The sequence below is a fragment of the Acinetobacter sp. ANC 4779 genome (assembly GCF_004331055.1).
In the GTDB taxonomy this organism is placed as follows: Bacteria; Pseudomonadota; Gammaproteobacteria; order Pseudomonadales; family Moraxellaceae; genus Acinetobacter.
The window spans coordinates 90,619-113,068 of record NZ_SJNU01000009.1 but is presented as its reverse complement, the minus strand read 5'-3'; the positions used below and the strand labels follow the sequence as shown (position 1 = coordinate 113,068).

The following is a 22,450-nucleotide window of genomic DNA, read 5'->3' as shown; positions in this document are numbered from 1 at the left end:
AGGACATTATGCGTTTAAGCAGCTTAAAACTTTCCGGCTTTAAATCTTTTGCCGATAGTACGACTTTACATTTTAAGGCGAATCGTACCGCTGTGGTGGGGCCAAACGGTTGTGGTAAATCAAATGTGATTGATGCCATCCGTTGGGTGATGGGGGAATCCAGTGCACGCCAACTCCGTGGCGGCAGCATGCAAGATGTCATTTTTACCGGAACTGTCAAACGTAAACCTGTGGGTGTGGCCAGTGTTGAACTGCGTTTTGATAATACCTATGGCAAGCTCGGCGGTGCATACAATGCCTATAATGAATTGGCTGTACGTCGTCAGGTCAACCGCGATGGCAAGTCTGAATATTTTTTGAATGGCACCAAGTGCCGTCGTCGTGATATCACAGATATTTTCTTGGGCACCGGTCTTGGCCCACGTTCATACGCCATTATTGAACAGGGCATGATTAACCGTCTGGTCGATGCCAAACCTGAAGAAATGCGGGTGTATATTGAAGAAGCTGCAGGTGTTTCGCGTTATCAGGCACGTCGCCGTGAAACCTTGTTGCATTTGGATCACACCACACAAAATTTATCGCGTCTTGAGGATATTGCCGCTGAACTGAAGTCACAGCTGAAAACTCTGAAACGTCAGTCTGAAACTGCGCTGCAATATAAAGACCTGGAAATCCAGATTCGCAGCATTAAAGTTGAAGTGCTGTCTTTTCAATGCGAGCAAAGTAGCCGTTTGCAGCAAGAATATACCCTACAGATGAATGAATTAGGTGAAACATTTAAATTAGTGCGTTCAGAACTGACCACTTTAGAACATGATTTAACGACGACCAGTGAACTGTTCCAGCGTCTGATTCAGCAGTCCACCCCATTACAAAATGAATGGCAGCAGGCCGAGAAAAAACTCTCTGAATTGAAAATGAGCTTGGAACAAAAACAGTCTTTGTTGCAGCAAAATACTTCGACTTTAACTCAGCTTGAACAGCAAAAATTACAGACTAAAGAACGGCTACAATTAATTGAATTGCAAATTGAAACTTTGCAATCGCAATATCAACAACAGACTGAGCAATTACAACAGCAGGAAAGTCAGAACCAAGATCAAAGCCAAAGTTTTGCTGATTTAAAACTACAGCAGCAGCAAGTACAGCAACAGTTTGAAGTGGTCAAAGCACAGGTCGAAAAACAGCAACAGCAAAAAATGCAGATGCTGGCGCAAAGTGAGCAGTTGGCCAAAAATATTGCCCGGATCGAACAGCAAAAACAAACCCTGCAACAGCAAACAGCGCAAATTCAAAATCAGGATCAGCAAGATGATATTGAGCAACTTGAAAGTGAGAAATTTCAGCTCACGCAGCAAGTTGAGCAGTTAGAACAAGGTATTCAAACGCAGAAACAAACATTAGAGTTAGCGCAGACCCAGTATGCACAGCAGAAAAATGATGTTGCGACCATGAAGTCTGCGATTCAGGTGTTGCAAGCGGAACAGAAAAACCTTATTCAGTTGCTGATCAGGAATAGCCCGCAAGTTCAGCAGGATGCTGTGCAATTGATGCAGGTATTAAAGCTTAAAGATCAGGCCAAGGCACATACCCATTTAATTGAAAAGTTTTTGGCAAAATGGCTCTCTGCACAGATCCTTGATGCCGAGGCTGGGTTTGCTGAAAGCATTGCTCGTCAGCTTAAAAGCAATGCTTCGCAACATCAGATTCAATTGGCTGGGTTACCTTGCTTGGCTGACTGGATTGAGTCGCCGCAGCATTCCATTTGGCAGCAGGTTGCAGTTGCAGATCATCTTAACCAAGCTTTGTCTTTGCAATCGCAATTAGGCATCGGTCAGTCGATCTTAAGTTTGGATGGCTATCATGTGGGTGCGGATTGGGTGATTGGCCTGTTTTATGATGAAGCAAGCCAAGCGGGACAGGGTGCACTCAGTCATCGTATTCGTTTAGCTGAAATTGAAATGGCACTGGTACAGCAGTTAGCTCAGCTTGAAACTGCTGAACAGCAATTGCCGGAAGTCATACAACAAATTCAAAGTCTGCAAAAAAATATGCAAGACCAGCAAGACCAGTTAAAGCAGCAGCAAAAGGCCTTGCAGAAGGTTGATATCAACATTGCGAAAGTACAAAGTACGGCTCAGGCATTTTCAGTCCAAAAGCAGCAATTGCAAAATCAGTTACAACAACTGGATGAGCAGCTGGAAGAAGATGCAATGCAAAAAGATGATCTGGAAATTGATTTGCATGCGCTGAATTTGAAACTTGAGCAGGCTTTACCCAATTATAAAACTATGCAATTTCAAGTTGAGGAACTGACCGAGCAGCTGGAAAATACCCAACACACCTGGCAACAAGCTCAACAAGAGCTGGAGCTGCTACGTCGTCAAACTGCACAAACTGGGCAACAAGCTGAATTACTGGAAAAAGATGCATCATTTTTAAAAGCACAATATCAGCAGATTATTGCGCAAATGGAACAGGCGAAAAAATTTGTCGATCCGGTACAGCTCGAATTGCCGGCATTAGAGTCGCAATTTAATCAACAAGCTCAAGTCACCGAGAAGTTGCAAAAGACCTGGAGTGAATGGCAGATCGAGCTGAATAATATTCAGCAAAAACAGCAAAGCCTGACTGAGCAGCGTCATCAGCATCAACAAAAAGATGAAAAATTACGCGGTCAACTGGAAGAAAAACGTCTGGCTTGGCAAGTGGCCAAATCGGATTTTCAGCATTACTCAGAACAACTCAATGCGTTGAATAGTCAATTGATTGGCGGTTTAAATATTGACCTGATTTCACACCAACAACAACTGGAAAAAGCTCAGCAGCGCTTTGAAAAATTAGGCGCGGTCAATTTGGCCGCTTCTGAAGAATACCAAGACGTATCCAAGCGCTATGAAGAACTGAGTCACCAGATTGCAGACCTGGAAAACACGGTGGATCAATTACAAGGGGCCATGAAAAGTATTGATCAGGAAACCCGCAAGCTGTTTATGAATACCTTCGATCAGGTCAATCTTGAGCTACAAAACTTGTTCCCGAAAGTATTTAATGGCGGAGAAGCCAGTTTAAGCCTTGAAGATGACTGGCAATCGGGTGTAAAACTAATGGCTCGACCGCCAGGTAAGCGCAATAGCTCTTTAGCTTTATTGTCTGGTGGTGAAAAAGCATTAACAGCATTGGCATTGGTGTTTGCCATCTTCCGTTTAAATCCGGCACCATTCTGTGTTCTGGATGAGGTTGATGCCCCTTTGGATGATGCAAACGTGGGTCGGTTTTGTAATTTGGTAAAAGAACTTTCTGAACAGGTTCAATTCATTTACATTACCCATAATAAAGTTGCAATGACGATGGCAACCGATTTGTTAGGTGTTACCATGCCAGAACCCGGTACATCAAAATTAGTCACTGTCGATTTGGAACAGGCAAAAGAATACGGTTTAGTCGCGGAGTCATAATATGGAAATCACCACCGTCGTTGGTATTGTTATCGCCGTTATCATTATGTTATTCGGTTTAAGAATACTGTTTAAAAAACCCGCTGATGCAGCACCGTCATTAGATTCAGAACTTCATGTCGATACAGATAGCCAGAAACCCGTGATTCCTCGCCATGTCCGTGATCAATTACAAAATGCCAATGAAGCCTCAAGTCTAGAGCGGGTTGAATCGACTTTGGCAGAACCGGCTGTTGAGCTTGCTCAAGGTTTCAATAAAACAGAAGCAAATAAGACCGAAAGAAAAACTGAGAAGGCTGAAGTTCAGACAGCAGTCGCTGCTGCGACAGAAACAACGGAACAGGGCGAATTAACAGCAGATTCAGTCATCAAAGCAGATGAAGTAGCATTAGATCTTGCAGAAGATAAGACCATTCAAGATGAAAAAACTGTAGCCAAAGATGCAACAGAACTCAGCCTGAACGGAACAATTGAAAAAGCTGAAATTTCAGAGTTTGAAGATGAAAGCAGTATTCTGGATGAACATTTACATGAACAGCAACGTGTTGATGAGGAAAGTGCCTTATCTACTGCGGTTGATTTTATTGCGTTAAATGTTTACCCGGAACGCCGCATTTTGTCAGGTGAAAAAACCTTAAAAGTATTGCTGAAGTATGGTTTGCGTTTTGGTGAAATGGCGTGTTTCCATCGCTACAGCCAAGATGACAGCAAATTACTGTTTTCCGTATTGCAAATTACCGATGAAGGCGCAGCGGGTTTTGATCTGGAAACCTTATCTACGGAGCAGGTCAAAGGTTTGGCATTCTTTCTGGCCTTGCCACATAGTGATGTGCAAAATGCCTTTGATACCATGGACAGTCTTTCACGCCTGATTGCGCGTGAAATTGATGGCACCGTCTATGATCAGAACAATCAGGAATTTACCCCACAGTTACGTGAGCAGTGGCGTCATCAGGCAATTGACTATCGTTCAGGACATGCCGCAGAAGTTTAGTTTGAAACTAGATGAATCGATTTCTATAATGGCGAGTAGATAAAATTTTTTAAGGGCGGAAATCAAACCGCCCTTTTTTATGGTGGATGTATGACTCAAGATTCAACTATCAAAGCGCAAATGCGTCAATTGATTCAAATTTTAGCCAAGCATAATCATGCCTATTATGTGATGGATCAACCAAGCATTGAAGATAGTGAATATGATCAACTTTTTCATCAGCTTAAAGCCTTAGAAGAGCAATATCCTGAATATATACAAGCTGATACACCGACCAATAGAGTGGGAGGAAAGGCACTCACTAAATTTGCAAGCGTGACCCATGCGGTACCCATGCTGTCATTGGGGAATGTGTTTAATCAAGAAGACCTGTTTGCTTTTGCGCGCCGTGTAGAGGAGCGTTTACCAAATCAAAAAATTCAATATGATGTTGAGTTAAAGTTCGATGGCTTGGCTATTTCCTTATGGTATGAACATGGTGTGCTGGTTCGTGGTGTAACACGTGGTGATGGTGAAACAGGTGAGGATATTACCCATAATGTCAGAACCATTCGTAACTTGCCTAAAGTACTTTCATCTGTTCAAGGTTCAGTTCCCGCGCTACTCGAGGTTCGTGGTGAAGTCCTGATGCCAAAAGCCGGCTTCGAGAAACTCAATGCGGAAAATGCAGCCAAAGGTGAAAAGACCTTTGCCAACCCGCGTAATGCTGCGGCAGGCAGTTTACGTCAGCTTGATCCGGCGATTGCAGCGTCACGTCCTTTGGCCTTTTATGCCTATGGTATTGCCCAGTGTGAACCCCATCATGGTCAAACCACCATATCTGCCAGTCTGGAATGGCTCACTCAGTTTGGCTTTGCGGTAGGGGAATGTCATTTTATTTGTGACAGCATTCAAGAAGTGCAGCAACGCTATGAAGAAATCAATGCGAAACGTGCGAGTTTGAGTGTTGAAATTGACGGCATGGTCATTAAAGTCGATAGCTTAAAACAGCAAAAACAATTGGGTTTCTTAAGTCGTGAACCACGTTGGGCAACGGCGTATAAATTCCCTGCGGTTGCCGCTTTAACCACGGTTGAAAAGATTGACTGGCAAGTGGGGCGCACCGGTACTTTAACCCCTGTCGCACGATTAAATCCGGTTGCAGTGGGCGGGGTAACGGTATCCAATGTCACGCTACATAATATTGGGGAAATTCACCGTTTAGATATACGTATTGGCGATACTGTTAGTGTTTATCGTAGTGGTGACGTGATTCCCAAAGTGGAAAAAGTCTGGCCAGAATTTCGTCCGGATGATGCAGTTGAAGTTCATCTTCCAGAACAATGCCCAATGTGTGAATCCCCAGTGGTGATGCCGGAAGGTGAAGCGCTGGCACGCTGTTCAGGCGGTTTATACTGTGCTGCGCAGCGTATTGAAGCGATTCGCCACTTTGTTTCGCGTAAAGCCATGGATATCGAAGGTCTGGGTGAGCGTTGGGTGGAATCGTTATTACATCTCGATTTACTGAAAAATGTGGCTGATATTTATTGCCTGCATGAACATCGCGAACAGTTACTCACCATTGAAAAAATGGGTGAAAAGTCTGTTCAGAACCTGTTGGATGCAATTGAACATAGTAAAAAAACTACACTGGCTTCATTTATTTATGCTTTAGGTATTCGCGGTGTCGGCGAAACCACAGCACGTATGTTGGCCAATACTTTTCAGACTTTTGAAGCCCTGCAAAATGCAGATATTGAGGCACTCAAGAAAACACCTGATGTCGGTGAAATTACGGCTGAATGGATTGTAGATTTTTTCCAGGCGGAACATAACCTGGAAGTGGTGAATCGTTTGCTTGAGGCAGGAATTCACTGGGATGCCCCCATTGCACCCACACGTCAGCCACTTAATGGCGAAAGCTGGGTGGTTACCGGAACCCTCAGTAGTATGGGGCGTGATGATGCGACACATTTGCTGCAAGCCTTAGGGGCGCGAGTCAGCGGTAGTGTATCGAGTAAAACCAAATGCGTGGTTGCGGGTGAAAAAGCCGGTTCTAAACTTGAAAAAGCCGAAAAACTGGGCGTAAAAGTCATGAACGAAGCCGAATTTTTAAAGCTGATGGCTGAATACGGACAAATGTAGAGTTCAGCTAAAAAGCCACCGTGAAGGTGGCTTTTTTATGGGGGGAGATTCAATATTTAAAGATATTTTTTTACCACACCATCATCGAGTAACTGCTGGAAATGCTCAATCAAACTGTTTTCAATGTTGCGGTATTGCATGCCGAGTTGTTGCTGACTTTTATGTGCATTAAAGTAGATCGGATAGCCCATATTGAGCTCAACAAATGATTTGGAGAAACCTGCCAAAGGTCCAAACAGTTTGAAAGCCGCTTTGGGGAGTTTATTTCGTGGGAACGGGAACTTGGGACCAAAGTTCTGACGTAAAATTTTTCCCATTTCCAGTAAGCTTAAAGTACCGCCACTAATAATATAACGACCTTCAGCATCAGGATTAAATGCAGCTTGAACATGTGCTTTTGCAACATCACGCACATCCACAATACCATTCCACATAGGCGGTACACCAAGTAAAGTCATGCCGTTGGCAAACTGTTGCAGAACTTCTACACTGCCTGATTGGGTAGTTGCAGTTAATGAGGGACCGAGAACCAGCGCCGGGTTAATACACACCAAATCCCAACGCTGTTGTGATTTTTGCATCTCCCATGCCTTACGTTCTGCCATGACTTTGGAGTAAGGATACGGTTGATGTGTTTCTGAACTGGTGCTATTCCAATGCGACTCATCAAACTCATTATTTGCGGTATGTTGAATATCAATAGCATCGCCATAAGTCGCGGCGATACTTGAGGTCACAACCACACGTTTCACTGACTCGGTTTTATTGACACTATTCAGCACATTTTCAGTACCTAAAATAGCAGGTTCAATAATGTCTTGTAGCGCATCTTTATAGTTGTTCACCACAAAAGGCGATGCCATATGTAACACGATTTCACAGCCCTGCATGGCGTCATCAAATGAATCAGCTTCAAGCAGATTGGCTTTAAAAAGTTTAAGTGTGCCCGTAGTTTCCGCGGCAATTTTCTCTAAATGGGCAAAGCTGGGTTTTTTATTCAGGTCACGGACAGTGGCATGTACGGTATGACCTTGTTCCAGTAAATTTTTAATCACCCAACTGGCGATGTAACCTGTTGCACCGGTTACCAGAATGGGCAAGCTATATTGTGGAGTCGTCATAAATTAAACCATTGTTGTTTTTTAAATTTGTGTCTATCTTAGAGTGAAAACACAGCATTGTCTTTGACTAATTGATGCATCTTTTAGCAATGATGTAGCATAAAAATACTCTATTTTTATTGGTAAATGCGCGGCATAGATTTAATATTATTTAAAATAAAACGTATATGCTACCGAACGACTAGCGGTTAAGAGCCATATCACGCAATTAATAGCATTTATCCGAGAATGAAGTAAGAAGCGTTTGTAATCGTTACAAATCTTAAAAATATACTTTTACTGTTTAAATAATCCTTGAAAAAATCAGCTCGATTCCGCAAAGGCTTATTTTATATATGGAAAGTTCTGCTAAAGCTACTGTAAATGCGTATGTTTCTCATTTTAATTTTATAAAAATCATAAACTTACATATTTTTTGTTTTGCATCTCCAGGCAGTTTTGTCCATAATGAGGGGAAATGGTATGGAGTAATTGAAATGCGTGGCAATCCAGAAGTCGTAGACTATCTAAATATGTTGATCGGTGGCGAACTGGCTGCTCGTGATCAATATTTGATCCATTCTCGCATGTATGAAGATTGGGGTTTAACTAAAATTTTTGAACGTATCGATCATGAAATGCAAGAAGAAGCAGCACATGCCGATACGATTATTCGCCGTGTATTGTTCCTAGAAGGTACACCGAATATGAACCGTGATGACATCGAGACCGGTGAAGATGTTGTAACGTGTTTAAAAGCAGATTTAAAACTTGAATATCATGTCCGTGAAAAATTGGCACAAGGCGTGAAACTGTGTGAAGAAAAAGGCGATTACGTGACCCGTGATATGCTTCGTCAGCAAATGTCTGATACTGAAGAAGATCATACCTACTGGCTGGAAAAACAACTTCGTTTAATCGAGCTGATGGGTTTGCAAAACTATATTCAATCGCAAATGTAAACTTAAATTGAAAAATAAAAAGCCTGACTTGAGTCGGGCTTTTTATTAGCTTCATTTTTATCATTTGAGCCGAATCGTCCTGTATAACTTTTGAATATTTGAATATTTGAATATTTGAATAAGCAAAGCTCTATTGAGAAAACTTTTGAATATCGGCCAACACCTGTGCGGCATGTGACTGTGTATCTACGCTGTTGTAGTGATAAACAATGGTTCCTTTGGGATCAATCAAAAAGCTTTCTCGCTTGGCGATTTTAGTAATACCGAGGTTACGGACAATCCCAAGTTGATTCGCGAGTTGCTGATTACTATCTGCCAGAATGGGAAAAGGTAGCGCTAACTTTTCTGAAAATTTTTGATGAGATTTTACATCATCCAAACTCACGCCCAAAACCACCGCGTTACTTTTTAAAAACTGTGGATACAGTGCCTTGAATTGATTGGCTTCTTGCGTGCAACCTGGTGAATTATCTTTGGGATAAAAATATAAAACGATCCATTTGCCTTGGTATTGGCTGAGTGAATGCCATTTGCTGTTTTGGTCCTGTAGTTTAAATCCCGGTGCGGATTTTCCGACCCATTGTTTTTGAGAAGTTTCAGACTTTGAAAAAATGGGATTTTCAGCAGATGTGAGCTGAGAAAAACTTAAGCATCCACTCATACAGAGCAAGATGATTTTGTATGGTTTAGAAGTGTTGATCATATTCTGCATATTCTTTTTGTCGGGATCTTTCTAAATACTAACAAAATAAGCTTCATCAGACCTAGATCATTTTTGATGGATTTTGTGCAGTTTAAAAATCATCAAATTTTATATACTGTAGTTAGTCAGAACAGGGATTTAAGGATTCACATTGCTGCAACGTATTTTACTCATCACAGGCTGGGGCGGTGGCATCAAACTGCTTGATCCTTTGAAACAGCTATTACAAGGACAAGGTCATCAAGTTGAGTTGATTAATATCTTTAATGCCTTGGATGAGCAGATATTACAACAACAGGTTGACCTGGCTAAACAGTTTGATGTCATTGTGGGTTGGTCTTTAGGTGGGCAACTGGCCACTCTGCTGGTAAATCAGCTTGAAAAACAATATGCTCAACAAAAAGTTCTGATCACCCTTGCTTCTAATCCTTGTTTTGTTGTCAATGATTCATGGCAAACTGCAATGGATCGACTCACCTTTCAGCAGTTTAAACAGTCCTTTGAACAGGATGCGATTGCGACATTAAAGAAATTTGGCTATATGGTCTGTCAGGGCATGAAAAGTACCAAGTCAGATTTCCTCCTATTGCAAAGTTTAATTCAGCCACAGCAAATTCAACTGTTAAAGCAAGGTCTAAATTTGCTGGAACAATTAAATGTCGCAGATATATTAAAAAGCTATCAGGGTAAGCAATATCATTTATTTGCGCAGCAGGATAATTTAGTTAGTTGCAAAGTTGTGGAAAATCTTGGAAATTTCCATGCAAAATTTTTAGAGGTTGATCTGATCTCTGGTTCACATGGTTTCCCCATATTTAATGCAGAAGAAACAAATGATAAAATCTGCCAGTATTTAAAAAAAATAAAACAAACATCTTAAGAAATGGCTTATATCGCAATTTCTTTTTATTCGGTGGCAGTTTAAGATCTAAAAATTAGAATTTTTATGCATTGTTAGAGGTAAGGATGACCGAGTTAACTGATCTGGAGTTTGATCTTGAACATATCTGGCATCCTTATACCTCCATGACGCAACCATTGCCGACGTTTAAAGTGCAACAGGCCTATGGTGCCATTATTGAACTGGAAGATGGACGACAACTGATTGATGGGATGTCGTCTTGGTGGTGTGCCATTCATGGTTATAACCATCCTGAGCTGAATCAGGCGGTAACGGATCAACTGCAAAAGATGTCGCACATCATGTTTGGTGGATTTACCCATGATCCCGCAATTGAACTCGGTAAACTCCTGTTAAAAATCACTCCGCCAAGTCTGGATAAAATTTTTTATGCCGATTCAGGATCGGTCGCAGTGGAAGTAGCACTGAAAATGGCTGTGCAGTATTGGTCTGCAAAAGATGGGTCTGCAAAAGATCGGTCATCAAAAAATGGCTCTGCGCAAGGTCAAACGCAAAAAACCAATTTCGTGACGCCACGTTCTGGCTATCACGGCGATACCTGGAATGCGATGTCGGTTTGTGATCCAGTGACAGGGATGCATCAAATTTTTGGTTCAAGTCTACCCAATCGGTTCTTTGTTCCGGCGCCACAAGTCGGTTTTTATGATCAATGGAATCAGGACGATATTGCAGAACTGGAAAAAACTTTAGCTGAACATCATCACACCATTGCTGCTTTAATTTTGGAACCTATAGTCCAGGGTGCAGGCGGGATGCGGTTTTATCATCCTGAATATTTACGTCAAGCCAAATTGCTCTGTGAAAAATACCAAGTGTTATTAATCTTTGATGAAATTGCCACGGGTTTTGGGCGTACCGGCAAGCTGTTTGCCTGGGAACATGCACAAGTTGAACCGGATATTATGTGCATCGGCAAAGGTTTAACAGGCGGCTATATGACGCTCTCGGCCACATTAACCAGCAAGCATGTTGCACAAATCATTAGCCAAGGTGAGGCAGGTGTGTTTATGCATGGTCCAACCTTTATGGCCAATCCGCTGGCCTGTGCTGTTGCATTGAAAAGTACACAAGTTTTATTGGCGCAGGACTGGCAAGCCAATATTCAACGAATCGAAAAACAGCTAGAACAGCATTTACAACCCTTATCGCAACTTGATTATGTACAGGATGTGCGGGTACTGGGTGCGATTGGCGTGGTTGAACTGAGCTTTAATGTCGATATGAAAACTCTGCAACAACAGTTTGTTAAGCGCGGTATCTGGATACGTCCATTTGGAAAACTGGTTTATGTAATGCCTCCGTACGTGATTAGTGAGCAAGAGCTGAATACTTTATTAGAGCAATTGGTCGAGGTGGTTGAGCAGATGCAAGAGGTTTCAGTATGAATCTGCTAGATAACTATGCAGCAAAGCTGGATGAACTGAAACAGCAGGGTAATTTGCGCCAATTTACTTCCAATGTTCAGCAAGGCCGTTATATCGAAATTAACAGTCAGAAGATGCTCAACCTTTCATCCAATGATTATTTGGGATTGGCATCAGACTTAACTTTGCGTGAGCAGTTTTTTGATGAAACGCCGACTGAACTGCGTATCATGAGTTCATCATCTTCACGTTTATTGACAGGGAACTTCCCTGAATATCAACAACTGGAAAATAGTTTAACTCAGGCTTTTTATGGCCGTGCTGCACTGCTGTTTAACAGTGGTTATCACATGAATATCGGAATTTTACCGGCCTTAAGTGACAGTAAAACCCTCATCTTGGCCGATAAACTGGTACATGCTAGCATGATTGATGGCATCCGTTTATCTACGGCCAAATATGTGCGTTATCGTCATAATGACCTAAATCATTTAACCCAACTTTTGCAAACTTACCATGCAGATGAGACTTTTGACCGCATTATTGTGGTGACTGAATCCATATTTAGTATGGATGGCGATGAAACAGATCTAGCTGAACTGGTTCAGATTAAAAAGCAATTTGCTAAAGTTATGCTTTATGTGGATGAAGCGCATGCCATTGGGGTGCGAGGTGAGCAAGGCTTGGGTTGCGCTGAACAATATGGCGTCATTGAGGATATTGATTTGCTGGTGGGCACCTTTGGTAAAGCACTGGCATCGGTCGGAGGCTATTTGATTTGCCATCCGATCATTCGTGAATATTTGATTAACTCAATGCGCCCGCTGATTTTCAGTACTGCGCAGCCACCGATCTGTATGGCTTGGACTGATTTTATTTTTCAAAAATTTTTAACTTTAAAAAATGAGCGCCAGCATTTAAAGAATATGAGTCAGTCCCTACAGCAAGCGGTTTTAAGTAAAGGTTTTGATTGTCCGTCAACCTCACATATTGTGCCGGTCATTATCGGGGAATCACAAAAAACCGTAGATCAAGCAAGGCAGTTGCAGCAGGCCGGTTTTTATATCATGCCTGTTCGACCACCGACTGTACCCAAGCATAGTTCAAGATTACGTATTTCACTGACCACACAAGTGAGTCAGACTGACCTCGATCAGCTTGTGGCATTGTTGTGAGTTTGCCGGGTGAGTATTGATAAATCACAGGTCGCGCAGCGCTTTGAAAAAGCAGCGCAAAGTTATACGCAACATGCGGTGGTGCAAAAAAAGATTTGCCAGAATTTAACTCGGTTAATGCAAGAATACTTATCCAAAAAAAGTCTGGATGGTGTTTTTGAAATTGGCTGCGGGTCAGGCAATTTAACTCATTTGCTGCTGCAGTATTTTGTAATCAAACAACTGTTTTTAAATGACCTATATCCGCAAGTTCAACAGCATTTTCAAGTTAAAGAAAATTTGCAATGGCGGATTGGTGATATAGAACAACTTGATTTTCCCCACGCGCTTGGTCTGATCGCATCCAGTTCAGCCTTGCAATGGATCTGTGATTTAGATGCAATATTTAAAAAATGTTCGGATGCTCTAACCGATAAAGGATATTTGTGTTTTTCGACCTTTGGTCAGCAGAATCTAAAAGAAATTAAGGCATTGACGGGACAGGGCTTAAATTATTTGAGTCTTGAAGAAATTCAGGAAAAGTTACTGCTGAAGAATTTTGAAATCCTGCATCTTTCAGAAAATATTGAAACATTAACTTTTCACCATCCTAAAGAAGTACTGCAACATTTAAAAGCCACAGGCGTGACTGCAACCGCGTCGCAGCATCGCTGGAGCAAACAGTCGTTACAGCAGTTCTATCAAGATTATTTGAAATTTTCAGAACTTGAACAGAATGGTCAGCGCCATTATCAGCTGAGCTATCATCCTATTTATTGCATTGCACGGAGCAAGTCATGACAGCACCTGTTTATTTTATCAGTGGTATTGATACCGGGATTGGCAAGACTTATACCACGGGTTATCTGGCAAAATTATGGAATGCGCAGGGCAAAAAAACCATTACTCAAAAGCTGATCCAAACCGGTAATACAGATATTTCTGAAGATATTGAACAGCACCGTAAAATGATGCAGATGGGCTGGTTTCCCGAAGATGAAAGCAAGCTCACCATGCCAGAAATATTTAGCTATCCTGCATCTCCGCATCTGGCGACCAAAATTGATGGTCGTGAAATTGATTTTCAGAAAATTGCAGATGCAACAAAGCAACTGGCTGAAAAGTACGATGTAGTTTTACTCGAAGGTGCAGGTGGCTTGATGGTGCCTTTAACTACAGAAATGCTCACCATTGATTACTTGGCTGAAAAGAAATTCCCGGTAATTTTGGTCAGTTCTGGGCGTTTAGGCAGTATTAATCATACTTTACTGAGTCTGGAGGCTTTAAAAAGTCGTGGTCTGGAACTGTATGCTTTGGCGTATAACCTGAATGATGAATCGCAAGACCCGCTTATTTCTAAAGATACTTCTGAGTATTTACAAGCGTATTTGGCGAAACATTTTCCTCAAGCGCAGTGGATGGATATTCCGGTGCTTTAAAAGGTTCACTTTCTAAAAAGTGATAAAAAAGCCACTCAAATGAGTGGCTTTCGTTTTAAAAGCATTTAAGAATTAAAATTTCTTAAAACCTTTTTTTAAACCAAAGGGTGGTTTACGTTGTGCAAATTTATCTGTAGCACGGTTTTGGTTTTCAAAGGTGTTGCCGTTACGCTCAGTAGGCGCACGGTTGCCACGATCATCGCCACGTGGTTCTGAAGAACGATCAGTACGAGTATTAAAGCGGTTATCAGTATTGCCTTCGGTACGAACAGGGCGATTATTGAAACGATTGTCGCTGCGGTTGTCAGTACGGCCATGTTCAGGACTTGCTTGACGTGGGTCACGACGTTGTTCCGGCTGAGCTTCGCCTTCGTTATCACGACGTTGCTGACGTAAATAACCACCACGACGTGCAGCCATTGGTTTTTCTTGCATACGTTCATTACGACGTTTTGCCATACCAAACAGGCCAGTACCCTGACGCGGTTTCAACTCAACAGATTTGGTCAAGTTGTCGATATCGCCTTTATCAAGCTCCATCCAACGACCGGTACGAAGTTCGCGCGGTAAAATTACCGTACCGTAACGGGTACGAAGCAAGCGGCTAACTTTAAGACCTTGCGATTCGAAAATACGACGAACTTCGCGGTTACGACCTTCTTTTACTACCACTTGATACCAGCGGTTAATCCCTTCACCACCAATTTCAGAGAATGATTCAAATTTTGCCGGACCATCATCCAGAACAACGCCTTCAGTCATGTTCTTTTTGAGTTGTGGTGTTACTTCACCCATGACACGTACTGCATATTCACGTTCAATTTCATTTGAAGGATGCATTAGACGGTTGGCCAATTCACCATCATTCGTGAACAGTAAAAGACCGGTCGAGTTAATGTCCAGACGGCCCACCATCACCCAGCGATCACCTGGAATTGAAGGAAGCTGTTCGAATACGGTCGGACGTGATTCAGGGTCATTGCGTGAACAAATTTCACCTTCTGGTTTGTAATAAATCAGAACACGACGACGAATTTCGTCTTCAATCTGGAATTGGACTTTACGACCATCGATGCGAAGCTCATCACCTGGTTCAATGCGTTCACCCACTTGGGCAACACGTCCGTTGATACTTACACGACCAGCGGCAATGACTTCTTCCATATAACGGCGAGAACCCAAACCAACGCGTGCAAGCACCTTTTGTAATTTTTCACTCATGACAGCATAACCTTAGAAATTATCATCAACAGTTCACCTATCTATGACTTCGGTGCGTGAGCATCGAGCGCCATAAAAGCTTCCTTGGCATCCTGCAGGGGAGGCAATTGACCTAAAGACGACAGGCCAAAAGCATTTAAAAATTGTGGCGTTGTAACTAACAACGCGGGTCTTCCCGGGAGTTCTCTGAATCCGGACTCCTTAATCCAGTTCCAGTCAAACAAAGATCTTAGTATTTGACTATTGTTTGAAACCCCACGAATTTGTTCAATATCTGCTCGGGTTACTGGTTGATGGTAAGCAATCACAGCAACGGTTTCGAGCAGGGTTGGCGACAAGCGAGTTGGTCGCTCTGGCCAAACCTGGGTAATGATATTGCGATATTTAGCACGAACCTGAAAACGGAAACCTTGTGCGGTTTCCACTAGTTCGATCGATCTGCCATGTTGTAGCATAGCAAGCTGTTGCAAGAATTGACGCAATTCTGGTTTAGTATACTTGTTTTGGAACGCTTCTTTTAAGCGTGCAATTGAAACAGCAGCTTCACTGGCAAAAATAATGGCTTCCAGTTGCATCAAAACTTCATGTTGATTATCTGCAACAGACAAAGGTGCGACTTGATCATTCATCATGCCCATACTCCTTGAATCGCAAGTGGCGCTTCAATACCTGTTGCAATAATATTCACTTTTTGTTGGCGTGTAAGTTCTAAAATGGCCATAAAGGTGACCACCATGCCCATACGGCCCTGACTCGGTTTCAGCAAGGCCTCGAAATGCAGGATTTCACCTGACTGTAAGCGGCTTTGAATAAAGGCAATGCGCTCTTCAAGTAATACCGGTTCTTGCTGAATCTGATGGATCACCGGTTCTGGGCGATTAAACACACAAAATAAAGCATCGCGTAACAGACCAATATCATAGCCTTGGTTGTTTTGTGCAATCTGACCCAAACTGACATTGGTTGGAAATGTATCACGTTCTAGAACTGGCATCTGACCCAAACGTTCAGCCACTTGTTTCAGCCGTAAATAGGTTTCAAGACGGTCAATCAGTTGTTGTTTTGGATCTTTTTCAATCACAATGGATGAGTTTGTTTTTGGAAGCAAAAGCCGCGATTTAAGATCGGCCAATAAAGCTGCCATCACCATATAGTCTGCGGTAAGTTCAATATTGAGTGACTTCATTGCATCCATATAGGATAAATACTGAGCTGCAATCGGGGCAATATCAAGTTGTAATAAGTCAAAACCGCTTTTTTGAATCAGGTAAATCAGGAAGTCGAGTGGTCCTTCGAAATGCTCTAAAAGTATTTCAAATGCAGCAGGAGGAATGTATAAATCCTCTGGAATTGATTCTTGCCACTCATCCATGACGCGGATGGGTGAAGCTTGCTCCATAGGATTATGGATCGGTTGATTCATTACAGTTATAGGCCACGCGAATTTTCAAAAGCATGCAGGGGGGCTTTTGTTTCGATCTCGCATCGAAAGAAAAAGCACATAATTAATCTGGCTAGTCTAAAGGAAAACGGCTTTCAAATAAATTACAAAAGCTAACAAATGACAAAAAAACCTAAAAAAAATAGGGAATTTTTATTTAAGTGGAAGTTAGGTGAACAATGTCATTGTTAAGTATCTATTTTCTACTGGCATAAAAGCAATTCTTTACGCAAAATAAAATAAAATAAATTAAAATAAACACGGTTTGATCCTAAATGAAACTTTATCAAAAAGTACAAGAAAACCAATATGGTCAAATGATTGGGATTCCGGTAGCTAATCCCTTGTCCATTCATCTGGTAGCAGAAAATCTATGCGGTAAAAATGTCAAATTACATGATTTGTCTGCAACCCCCTTGAGTGAAGAGCATTTTAAGCAAATTTGGCAATGTGTAAAAACCGAAGCGGATCGCAGTTGTTGGACTTATTTGCCTTATTCAGGTTTTGAGACGACAGATGAGTTGCGAATTGCTTTATATAACTATTTTGACTTTAAAGGAACAACGCATTATTTAATTGAAGTGAGCCATAGAATGGTGGGATGGGTAGGGCTAATTAATCAATGTCCTGCGGATCATGTCATAGAAATTGGTAATGTTTATTTTTCACATCAAATGAAGCAGTCTACAGCCTCTACAGAAGTCATCTATTTACTTTTAAAAACTTGTTTTGAGCAGGGCTTTCGACGAGTGGAATGGAAATGCGATGAATTGAATCAGCCTTCAAAACGTGCAGCTTTACGTTTTGGATTTCAGTATGAAGGAACCTTTCGTCAACACCGTATAGCTAAAGGTCGAAATCGTAATACAGCATGGTTTTCAATTCTGGATGAAGAATGGCCTGAATTGGAAAAAGCATATCAGGCCTGGTTGAAAATGGATAATTTTGATGCAGAAGCTAAGCAGAAGAAGCGATTAAAAGACTTTATGGATTTATATATTAAATAATCGCTGGACTTATTTCAGTTGTCCCATATTCATTGCAAATTCAACGATACGTTGGCATGTATCTCTGTCACATAAATTTTGATTCACACATTGAGCCAATAATTCATCGACCGTCGAAACGTCTAGAAAGTACATGAAAACATTATTTTCGATATTTATAATTTTTGCATCATCCTAACTGGAAATAACTTGAGCCTGGGATTCTAGCGTCCAAGGATGCTCAACATAAATGGTATCTTCTTCTGAGAACTGATGGATATTGAGTAATATATTGAATAAGTCCATCAAATAATTCTCTATTTCTATCTCTATCTTTACTTTTAAGCTCAGTTTCGAATGTAAGCGCTTACTCGAAAGCGCTTACATCTCCGACACCACGACGGATCACTTGCGGATGCTCGCCAGATAAATCAACAATACTGGTGGTATTTAAAATGCCTAGGCCGCCATCAATAAATACATCAATCCGTTTGCCCAGTTCCATTTCAATATCATAAGGATCATCTAAAGGATCTATATGGTCGGGCAGAATCAGTGTGCTGGTTAAAAGCGGTTCACCCAATTCCTTGAGTAGCATCCGACAAATTGGATTACTGGGAATGCGCAGCCCAATGGTTTTCTTTTTAGGATGCATCAAGCGTTTAGGGACTTCGCTGGTTGCAGGCAATATAAAGGTGGTTACAGCAGGGGTATTGTTTCTCAGCAACCGATACATGGCATTGTCCACCTTGGCATAGTTGGCAATATCGGATAAATCACAACACAAGATGGCATATTGATGCTTTGGCCCTAAGCCACGAATTTGTGCAATACGCTCCATGGCACTTTTATTGCCGATTTGACAGCCAATTGCATATGCGGCATCGGTCGGATAGACCACCACATCGCCGGCGCGAATACGTTCTACCGCCTGCGTGATTAAACGGGGTTGAGGATTATCAGGATGTACTCTTAAATGAAGCATATTTATTCTCTCCCGATTTATTTTTAGACATTATCTGTTGATATTACAAAGTCTTGCAATCAAGCTTTGATGCGTTTATGTAATTTAGTCTAACATTTTTCGTTGAAACTCATCACTTTGTAATGTTTTGCCACTTCGCGTACAGGCACAGATACACTGAATAAAGCGTGCTGCATCGCGAGGAAGTTTGGCTTTACCATTAAAATACTGCTGAATTTGGGCATATACATTGTCTTTAAAAGTTGCGCCATCACCGCCCGCACCGGTTAAATTATCTAAAGATACACGGAATTTTCGACCGAAAGCTTGAGAAAATAACCATTCAATGGCTTGCGGTTTAATTTCCACCTGCTCAAATAATGCCTGTTGATCAGCACTTCGGCCATCAGGCGCATACCAGTATCCCAAGTCCGCCACTAAGCGTCTTTGTTCGCCCGCAATGCTCCAGTGGCTGATCTCGTGTAATGCACTATTAAAGAAACCATGCGCAAACTGAATGCGTGCAGCAATGTCTTTCGTCGCTGGAAAATATTCAGGTTCAAAATCACCACGAACAAGCGTCACATTTAGGTGGGAAAACCAGTGATTAAAGTGTAATATAAGCCAATCTACTTGTTGAACTTCTGTTTGCAAATTAGCCCAAGGTGAAAGTTGCACATGGTCTAAATAAACCGCAGAATTTGAGGTTGAATGAGTGGTTAACCGTAATGAAGTGGTGACTTCAGGTTGCGGCTGCAACTGATGCATGACTTGTATTACCCAAATGATCTGTCTAAATAAGTACAAAATTGTATCTTAATCTTTGACAGAGTACCCATGAATTTGTAGAATTGCCGCCTTAATTATGTCAGCAAATACCTTTCCGGCACAGATTGAGCCGTTTAAATGGGCTGAGCAAGGCTTTACATGGTCAGGTACCCTGCCATTGTCTCGCTTTGTTCGTATTTCCCGTGAAACCGTTGGATCAATTGATCATCAATTGATTAACATTGACTGTAAACTATCAATGGATGCGTATCATCGTATCGTATGGTTAGATGGACATGTTGAAACGAAAGTTCCAATGGAATGTCAGCGTTGTCTGCAGACCGTTGAAATTCCTCTCGTTTCAGACTTTCATTTAGCGCTTGTGGATGATGAATCACTGATAGAGCGCTTGGATGAGGATGCTGATTTCATCGTCTTAGGTGAAGGTGAAGCAACGATAAAAGGTAGCATTGATGCGCCTGCGTCGGCTGATTTGCTCGCACTGATAGAAGATGAGTTGTTATTGTTGATGCCTTTGTCTCCCAAGCATGATGTTTGTGTACATAAGCATCAACCCGCCGATGAAGACATTGCCGAAGAAAAACGGGATAATCCGTTTGATGTTTTGGCAGGTTTGAAGGGCAAACTTAACTAATTTTTGTGTTATACTGTAAAGTATAAGACAACTGAATTTGTTCTGATCCATTTTTTCGATCTTTGTAAGGAGCCATCATGGCCGTTCAGCAAAACCGTAAAAGTCGCTCTCGCCGTGACATGCGCCGTTCACATGACGCTTTAACCGAGAATGCATTAACTGTAGACCAAACATCTGGTGAAATTCACCGTCGTCACCACGTGACTAAAGATGGCATCTACCGTGGTCGTCAATTGTTCGCTAAAGCAGCTGCTGCTGAATAATTGGTGATATTAAGCGTCAAGCTTAGTAGAAAAAATGGGAGCGAAAGCTCCCTTTTTTTGTTGCCGTTTTTTGTTGTATTTGGCAATTACCAAAACAAAAATTAAGTGTTAAATTTCGCTTCGTAAACGAGCTTAGACTCATGAAAGGATTTTGATATGTCTGCTAAACCACTCGAGCAAGCAGCTCAAGCGACAAAAACTGCATTTGTTTTTCCTGGTCAAGGTTCACAAAAAGTGGGCATGTTGGCTGAACTTGCAGAACAGTTTAGTGGTGTGACCGACACTTTTGCCGAAGCTTCAGAAGCGATTGGTTTTGATTTATGGCACATTGCCCAAAGTGGTGAAGGGTTAAATCAAACAGAATTTACACAGCCTGTATTGCTGACTGCAAGTATTGCCTTGTGGCGTGTGTGGTTGGAATTGGGTGGTGTTGCACCAAAATATCTTGCAGGTCACTCATTGGGTGAATACAGCGCATTGGTTGCAGCTGGAGCGATGAGCCTTGGCGATGCCGTTAAGTTGGTACATTTACGCGGTAAACTCATGCAAGAAGCTGTTCCACAAGGACAGGGCGCGATGGCCGCTATTTTGGGCATGGAAGATGCCAAAGTGATTGAGCTTTGTGAGCAAGTCAGTGCACAGGCGAACGGTTCAGTAGAAGCCGCAAATTACAATGCACAAGGTCAAGTGGTCATTGCTGGTGATAAAGCAGCAGTAGAAGCGGTAATGGCTGCGGCAAAAGAACAGTCAGGTAAGGCGATTGCATTACCGGTCTCTGTTCCATCACATTGTTCACTGATGAAACCAGCTGCGGAAAAGTTTGCAGCAGCTTTGGAACAAACTGCCATTGAGCTACCTATCCTTCCTGTAATACAAAATGTGAATGCGAAAATCGCAACGGATGTGGCAGGAGTGCGTCAGGCATTGACTGCACAATTGTATCAATCCGTACAATGGACCAAGACCATGCAGTACCTACAAGACGAAGGTGTAGAGTATGTGGTTGAATGTGGTCCGGGTAATGTTCTTGCCAATCTTGCGAAGCGTTTACCAAATATCGAAAAAGCATTTCCACTAGACAGTAAAAGTCGTCTTGAGGATGCGTTAAATGCCATTTTGGTGGCTGAAGGGAAAATTGCATGACACAAGAACGTAAAGTCGCCCTAGTAACAGGTGCGAGCAGAGGAATTGGCGCTGCCATCGCTCAGCAATTAATTCAAGACGGTTATTTTGTTGTAGGTACGGCAACGTCTGAAGCAGGCGCAGAAAAATTATCTGCAAGCTTTGCTGAAAATGGTGCTGGTGCAGTGCTGGATGTACGTGATGCGACTGCCATTGATGCCTTAGTTACAGATATTGAACAAAAATATGGTCCTGTCTTGGCACTGGTTAATAACGCCGGAATTACCAAAGATAATTTGTTACTACGTATGTCTGAAGATGATTGGGATGATATTCTCAATATTCATCTGAAAGCCGTATACCGTCTATCTAAACGTGTTTTAAAAGGTATGACCAGAGCACGTTTTGGACGCATTATTAATATCAGTTCTGTCGTTGCCCACTTTGCAAATCCGGGACAAGCCAACTATTCTGCTGCAAAAGCAGGTATAGAAGCGTTTGGTCGTAGCCTTGCAAAAGAAATGGGTAGTCGCCAAATTACGGTGAATGCTGTTGCGCCAGGTTTTATTGCAACAGAAATGACAGAACAGTTAAGTGAAGAAATTCGTAAGAAAATGAGTGAACAAGTGGCATTGAACCGTTTAGGGGATCCACAAGATATCGCAAATGCAGTGAGCTTTCTGGCTAGCGAGAAAGCAAATTACATTACTGGTACTGTTTTACATGTAAATGGCGGTCTATACATGAGCTAATTAGCTGATGTATAAACTTTCAAAAAATTAGATATTCAATTAAACTAACGGCATT

The 22,450-nt window shown here is 41.9% G+C and carries 21 protein-coding genes; 14 read left to right on the top strand and 7 right to left on the bottom strand.

What is annotated here, in order from left to right; translation table 11 throughout:
• Nucleotides 1-8 precede the first annotated feature (8 nt).
• The 3 genes from smc (at nt 9) to ligA (ending at nt 6,579) form a co-directional block, all read left to right on the top strand.
• Nucleotides 9-3,461, top strand: a complete 3,453-nt coding sequence (gene smc / locus E0H80_RS11520) for a chromosome segregation protein SMC (protein ID WP_131366037.1) — start codon at nt 9-11, stop codon at nt 3,459-3,461.
• Nucleotide 3,462: 1 nt separating this feature from the next.
• Nucleotides 3,463-4,455 carry a cell division protein ZipA C-terminal FtsZ-binding domain-containing protein gene (locus E0H80_RS11515; RefSeq protein ID WP_131365944.1) on the top strand — a complete coding sequence of 331 codons (993 nt, stop codon included), beginning with the start codon at nt 3,463-3,465 and terminating at the stop codon, nt 4,453-4,455.
• A 90-nt stretch (nt 4,456-4,545) separates the two neighbouring features.
• On the top strand, nt 4,546-6,579 hold the full coding sequence (gene ligA, locus E0H80_RS11510; RefSeq protein ID WP_131365942.1) for an NAD-dependent DNA ligase LigA: 2,034 nt from the start codon (nt 4,546-4,548) through the stop codon (nt 6,577-6,579).
• Between the two features lie 56 nt (nt 6,580-6,635).
• Here the strand turns inward: ligA and E0H80_RS11505 are convergent, their stop codons facing one another.
• On the bottom strand, nt 6,636-7,700 hold the full coding sequence (locus E0H80_RS11505; protein WP_131365940.1) for an SDR family oxidoreductase: 1,065 nt from the start codon (nt 7,698-7,700) through the stop codon (nt 6,636-6,638).
• Nucleotides 7,701-8,176: 476 nt separating this feature from the next.
• Here E0H80_RS11505 and ftn point away from each other — a divergent pair, with 476 nt between their 5' ends.
• Entirely contained in the window at nt 8,177-8,641 is a 465-nt protein-coding gene (gene ftn / locus E0H80_RS11500; protein ID WP_131365938.1) for a heteropolymeric bacterioferritin subunit Ftn, read from the top strand.
• A gap of 130 nt (nt 8,642-8,771) precedes the next feature.
• On the opposite strand, the gene E0H80_RS11495 is transcribed toward ftn, so the two are convergent.
• Nucleotides 8,772-9,302 carry a peroxiredoxin gene (locus tag E0H80_RS11495; protein WP_228259994.1) on the bottom strand — a complete coding sequence of 177 codons (531 nt, stop codon included), beginning with the start codon at nt 9,300-9,302 and terminating at the stop codon, nt 8,772-8,774.
• Nucleotides 9,303-9,495: 193 nt separating this feature from the next.
• On the opposite strand from E0H80_RS11495, the gene E0H80_RS11490 reads away from it, so the two are divergent.
• The 5 genes from E0H80_RS11490 (at nt 9,496) to bioD (ending at nt 14,223) form a co-directional block, all read left to right on the top strand.
• On the top strand, nt 9,496-10,224 hold the full coding sequence (locus E0H80_RS11490; protein ID WP_131365934.1) for a YqiA/YcfP family alpha/beta fold hydrolase: 729 nt from the start codon (nt 9,496-9,498) through the stop codon (nt 10,222-10,224).
• Nucleotides 10,225-10,310: 86 nt separating this feature from the next.
• Nucleotides 10,311-11,651, top strand: a complete 1,341-nt coding sequence (gene bioA, locus E0H80_RS11485; RefSeq protein ID WP_131365932.1) for an adenosylmethionine--8-amino-7-oxononanoate transaminase — start codon at nt 10,311-10,313, stop codon at nt 11,649-11,651.
• Nucleotides 11,648-12,805 carry an 8-amino-7-oxononanoate synthase gene (locus E0H80_RS11480; protein ID WP_131365930.1) on the top strand — a complete coding sequence of 386 codons (1,158 nt, stop codon included), beginning with the start codon at nt 11,648-11,650 and terminating at the stop codon, nt 12,803-12,805. Before bioA ends, E0H80_RS11480 begins: the two co-directional genes overlap by 4 nt.
• A 9-nt stretch (nt 12,806-12,814) precedes the next feature.
• Nucleotides 12,815-13,585, top strand: coding sequence for a malonyl-ACP O-methyltransferase BioC (bioC, locus tag E0H80_RS11475; RefSeq protein ID WP_131365927.1), 771 nt, complete (start codon nt 12,815-12,817; stop codon nt 13,583-13,585).
• On the top strand, nt 13,582-14,223 hold the full coding sequence (bioD, locus tag E0H80_RS11470; protein ID WP_131365925.1) for a dethiobiotin synthase: 642 nt from the start codon (nt 13,582-13,584) through the stop codon (nt 14,221-14,223). Before bioC ends, bioD begins: the two co-directional genes overlap by 4 nt.
• Nucleotides 14,224-14,295: 72 nt before the next feature.
• Here the strand turns inward: bioD and rluB are convergent, their stop codons facing one another.
• Genes rluB through E0H80_RS11455 form a run of 3 tightly spaced genes read right to left on the bottom strand, consistent with a single transcriptional unit; the run spans nt 14,296 to nt 16,867 of the window.
• On the bottom strand, nt 14,296-15,444 hold the full coding sequence (rluB, locus tag E0H80_RS11465) for a 23S rRNA pseudouridine(2605) synthase RluB (protein ID WP_131365922.1): 1,149 nt from the start codon (nt 15,442-15,444) through the stop codon (nt 14,296-14,298).
• A gap of 41 nt (nt 15,445-15,485) precedes the next feature.
• Nucleotides 15,486-16,073: an SMC-Scp complex subunit ScpB gene (scpB, locus tag E0H80_RS11460; protein ID WP_131366035.1), complete on the bottom strand. Its 588-nt coding sequence runs from the start codon at nt 16,071-16,073 to the stop codon at nt 15,486-15,488.
• A complete protein-coding gene (locus E0H80_RS11455; RefSeq protein ID WP_131365920.1) occupies nt 16,073-16,867 on the bottom strand; it encodes a segregation and condensation protein A in 795 nt (264 codons plus the stop codon). The genes scpB and E0H80_RS11455 overlap by 1 nt, the downstream gene beginning before the upstream one ends.
• 293 nt (nt 16,868-17,160) lie before the next feature.
• Between E0H80_RS11455 and E0H80_RS11450 the strand changes: the two genes are divergently transcribed.
• Nucleotides 17,161-17,892 carry a GNAT family N-acetyltransferase gene (locus E0H80_RS11450; protein WP_131365918.1) on the top strand — a complete coding sequence of 244 codons (732 nt, stop codon included), beginning with the start codon at nt 17,161-17,163 and terminating at the stop codon, nt 17,890-17,892.
• A gap of 346 nt (nt 17,893-18,238) precedes the next feature.
• On the opposite strand, the gene E0H80_RS11440 is transcribed toward E0H80_RS11450, so the two are convergent.
• On the bottom strand, nt 18,239-18,856 hold the full coding sequence (locus tag E0H80_RS11440; protein WP_131365915.1) for an L-threonylcarbamoyladenylate synthase: 618 nt from the start codon (nt 18,854-18,856) through the stop codon (nt 18,239-18,241).
• Between the two features lie 84 nt (nt 18,857-18,940).
• The gene (locus E0H80_RS11435; protein WP_131365913.1) at nt 18,941-19,603 is read right to left on the bottom strand and encodes an elongation factor P hydroxylase; all 663 of its coding nucleotides are present in this window, start codon (nt 19,601-19,603) and stop codon (nt 18,941-18,943) included.
• Nucleotides 19,604-19,700: 97 nt separating this feature from the next.
• On the opposite strand from E0H80_RS11435, the gene E0H80_RS11430 reads away from it, so the two are divergent.
• The 4 genes from E0H80_RS11430 to fabG all read left to right on the top strand — a co-directional run bounded on the left by E0H80_RS11430 (nt 19,701) and on the right by fabG (nt 22,395).
• The gene (locus E0H80_RS11430) at nt 19,701-20,258 is read left to right on the top strand and encodes a YceD family protein (protein WP_131365910.1); all 558 of its coding nucleotides are present in this window, start codon (nt 19,701-19,703) and stop codon (nt 20,256-20,258) included.
• A gap of 77 nt (nt 20,259-20,335) precedes the next feature.
• A complete protein-coding gene (gene rpmF, locus E0H80_RS11425) occupies nt 20,336-20,521 on the top strand; it encodes a 50S ribosomal protein L32 (protein WP_067870197.1) in 186 nt (61 codons plus the stop codon).
• Nucleotides 20,522-20,677: 156 nt separating this feature from the next.
• Nucleotides 20,678-21,664: an ACP S-malonyltransferase gene (gene fabD, locus E0H80_RS11420; RefSeq protein ID WP_131365908.1), complete on the top strand. Its 987-nt coding sequence runs from the start codon at nt 20,678-20,680 to the stop codon at nt 21,662-21,664.
• Entirely contained in the window at nt 21,661-22,395 is a 735-nt protein-coding gene (fabG, locus tag E0H80_RS11415; protein ID WP_067870201.1) for a 3-oxoacyl-ACP reductase FabG, read from the top strand. Before fabD ends, fabG begins: the two co-directional genes overlap by 4 nt.
• Nucleotides 22,396-22,450 lie beyond the last annotated feature (55 nt).

Excerpts from the sequence above, each read along its gene's own strand:
- smc (WP_131366037.1), top strand. The coding sequence starts at position 9 with ATGCGTTTAAGCAGCTTAAAACTTTCCGGCTTTAAATCTTTTGCCGAT.
- E0H80_RS11515 (WP_131365944.1), top strand. The coding sequence starts at position 3,463 with ATGGAAATCACCACCGTCGTTGGTATTGTTATCGCCGTTATCATTATG.
- ligA (WP_131365942.1), top strand. The coding sequence starts at position 4,546 with ATGACTCAAGATTCAACTATCAAAGCGCAAATGCGTCAATTGATTCAA.
- E0H80_RS11505 (WP_131365940.1), bottom strand. The coding sequence starts at position 7,700 with ATGACGACTCCACAATATAGCTTGCCCATTCTGGTAACCGGTGCAACA.
- ftn (WP_131365938.1), top strand. The coding sequence starts at position 8,177 with ATGCGTGGCAATCCAGAAGTCGTAGACTATCTAAATATGTTGATCGGT.
- E0H80_RS11495 (WP_228259994.1), bottom strand. The coding sequence starts at position 9,302 with ATGAGTGGATGCTTAAGTTTTTCTCAGCTCACATCTGCTGAAAATCCC.
- bioA (WP_131365932.1), top strand. The coding sequence starts at position 10,311 with ATGACCGAGTTAACTGATCTGGAGTTTGATCTTGAACATATCTGGCAT.
- E0H80_RS11480 (WP_131365930.1), top strand. The coding sequence starts at position 11,648 with ATGAATCTGCTAGATAACTATGCAGCAAAGCTGGATGAACTGAAACAG.
- bioD (WP_131365925.1), top strand. The coding sequence starts at position 13,582 with ATGACAGCACCTGTTTATTTTATCAGTGGTATTGATACCGGGATTGGC.
- rluB (WP_131365922.1), bottom strand. The coding sequence starts at position 15,444 with ATGAGTGAAAAATTACAAAAGGTGCTTGCACGCGTTGGTTTGGGTTCT.
- scpB (WP_131366035.1), bottom strand. The coding sequence starts at position 16,073 with ATGAATGATCAAGTCGCACCTTTGTCTGTTGCAGATAATCAACATGAA.
- E0H80_RS11455 (WP_131365920.1), bottom strand. The coding sequence starts at position 16,867 with ATGAATCAACCGATCCATAATCCTATGGAGCAAGCTTCACCCATCCGC.
- E0H80_RS11450 (WP_131365918.1), top strand. The coding sequence starts at position 17,161 with ATGAAACTTTATCAAAAAGTACAAGAAAACCAATATGGTCAAATGATT.
- E0H80_RS11440 (WP_131365915.1), bottom strand. The coding sequence starts at position 18,856 with ATGCTTCATTTAAGAGTACATCCTGATAATCCTCAACCCCGTTTAATC.
- E0H80_RS11435 (WP_131365913.1), bottom strand. The coding sequence starts at position 19,603 with ATGCATCAGTTGCAGCCGCAACCTGAAGTCACCACTTCATTACGGTTA.
- E0H80_RS11430 (WP_131365910.1), top strand. The coding sequence starts at position 19,701 with ATGTCAGCAAATACCTTTCCGGCACAGATTGAGCCGTTTAAATGGGCT.
- rpmF (WP_067870197.1), top strand. The coding sequence starts at position 20,336 with ATGGCCGTTCAGCAAAACCGTAAAAGTCGCTCTCGCCGTGACATGCGC.
- fabD (WP_131365908.1), top strand. The coding sequence starts at position 20,678 with ATGTCTGCTAAACCACTCGAGCAAGCAGCTCAAGCGACAAAAACTGCA.
- fabG (WP_067870201.1), top strand. The coding sequence starts at position 21,661 with ATGACACAAGAACGTAAAGTCGCCCTAGTAACAGGTGCGAGCAGAGGA.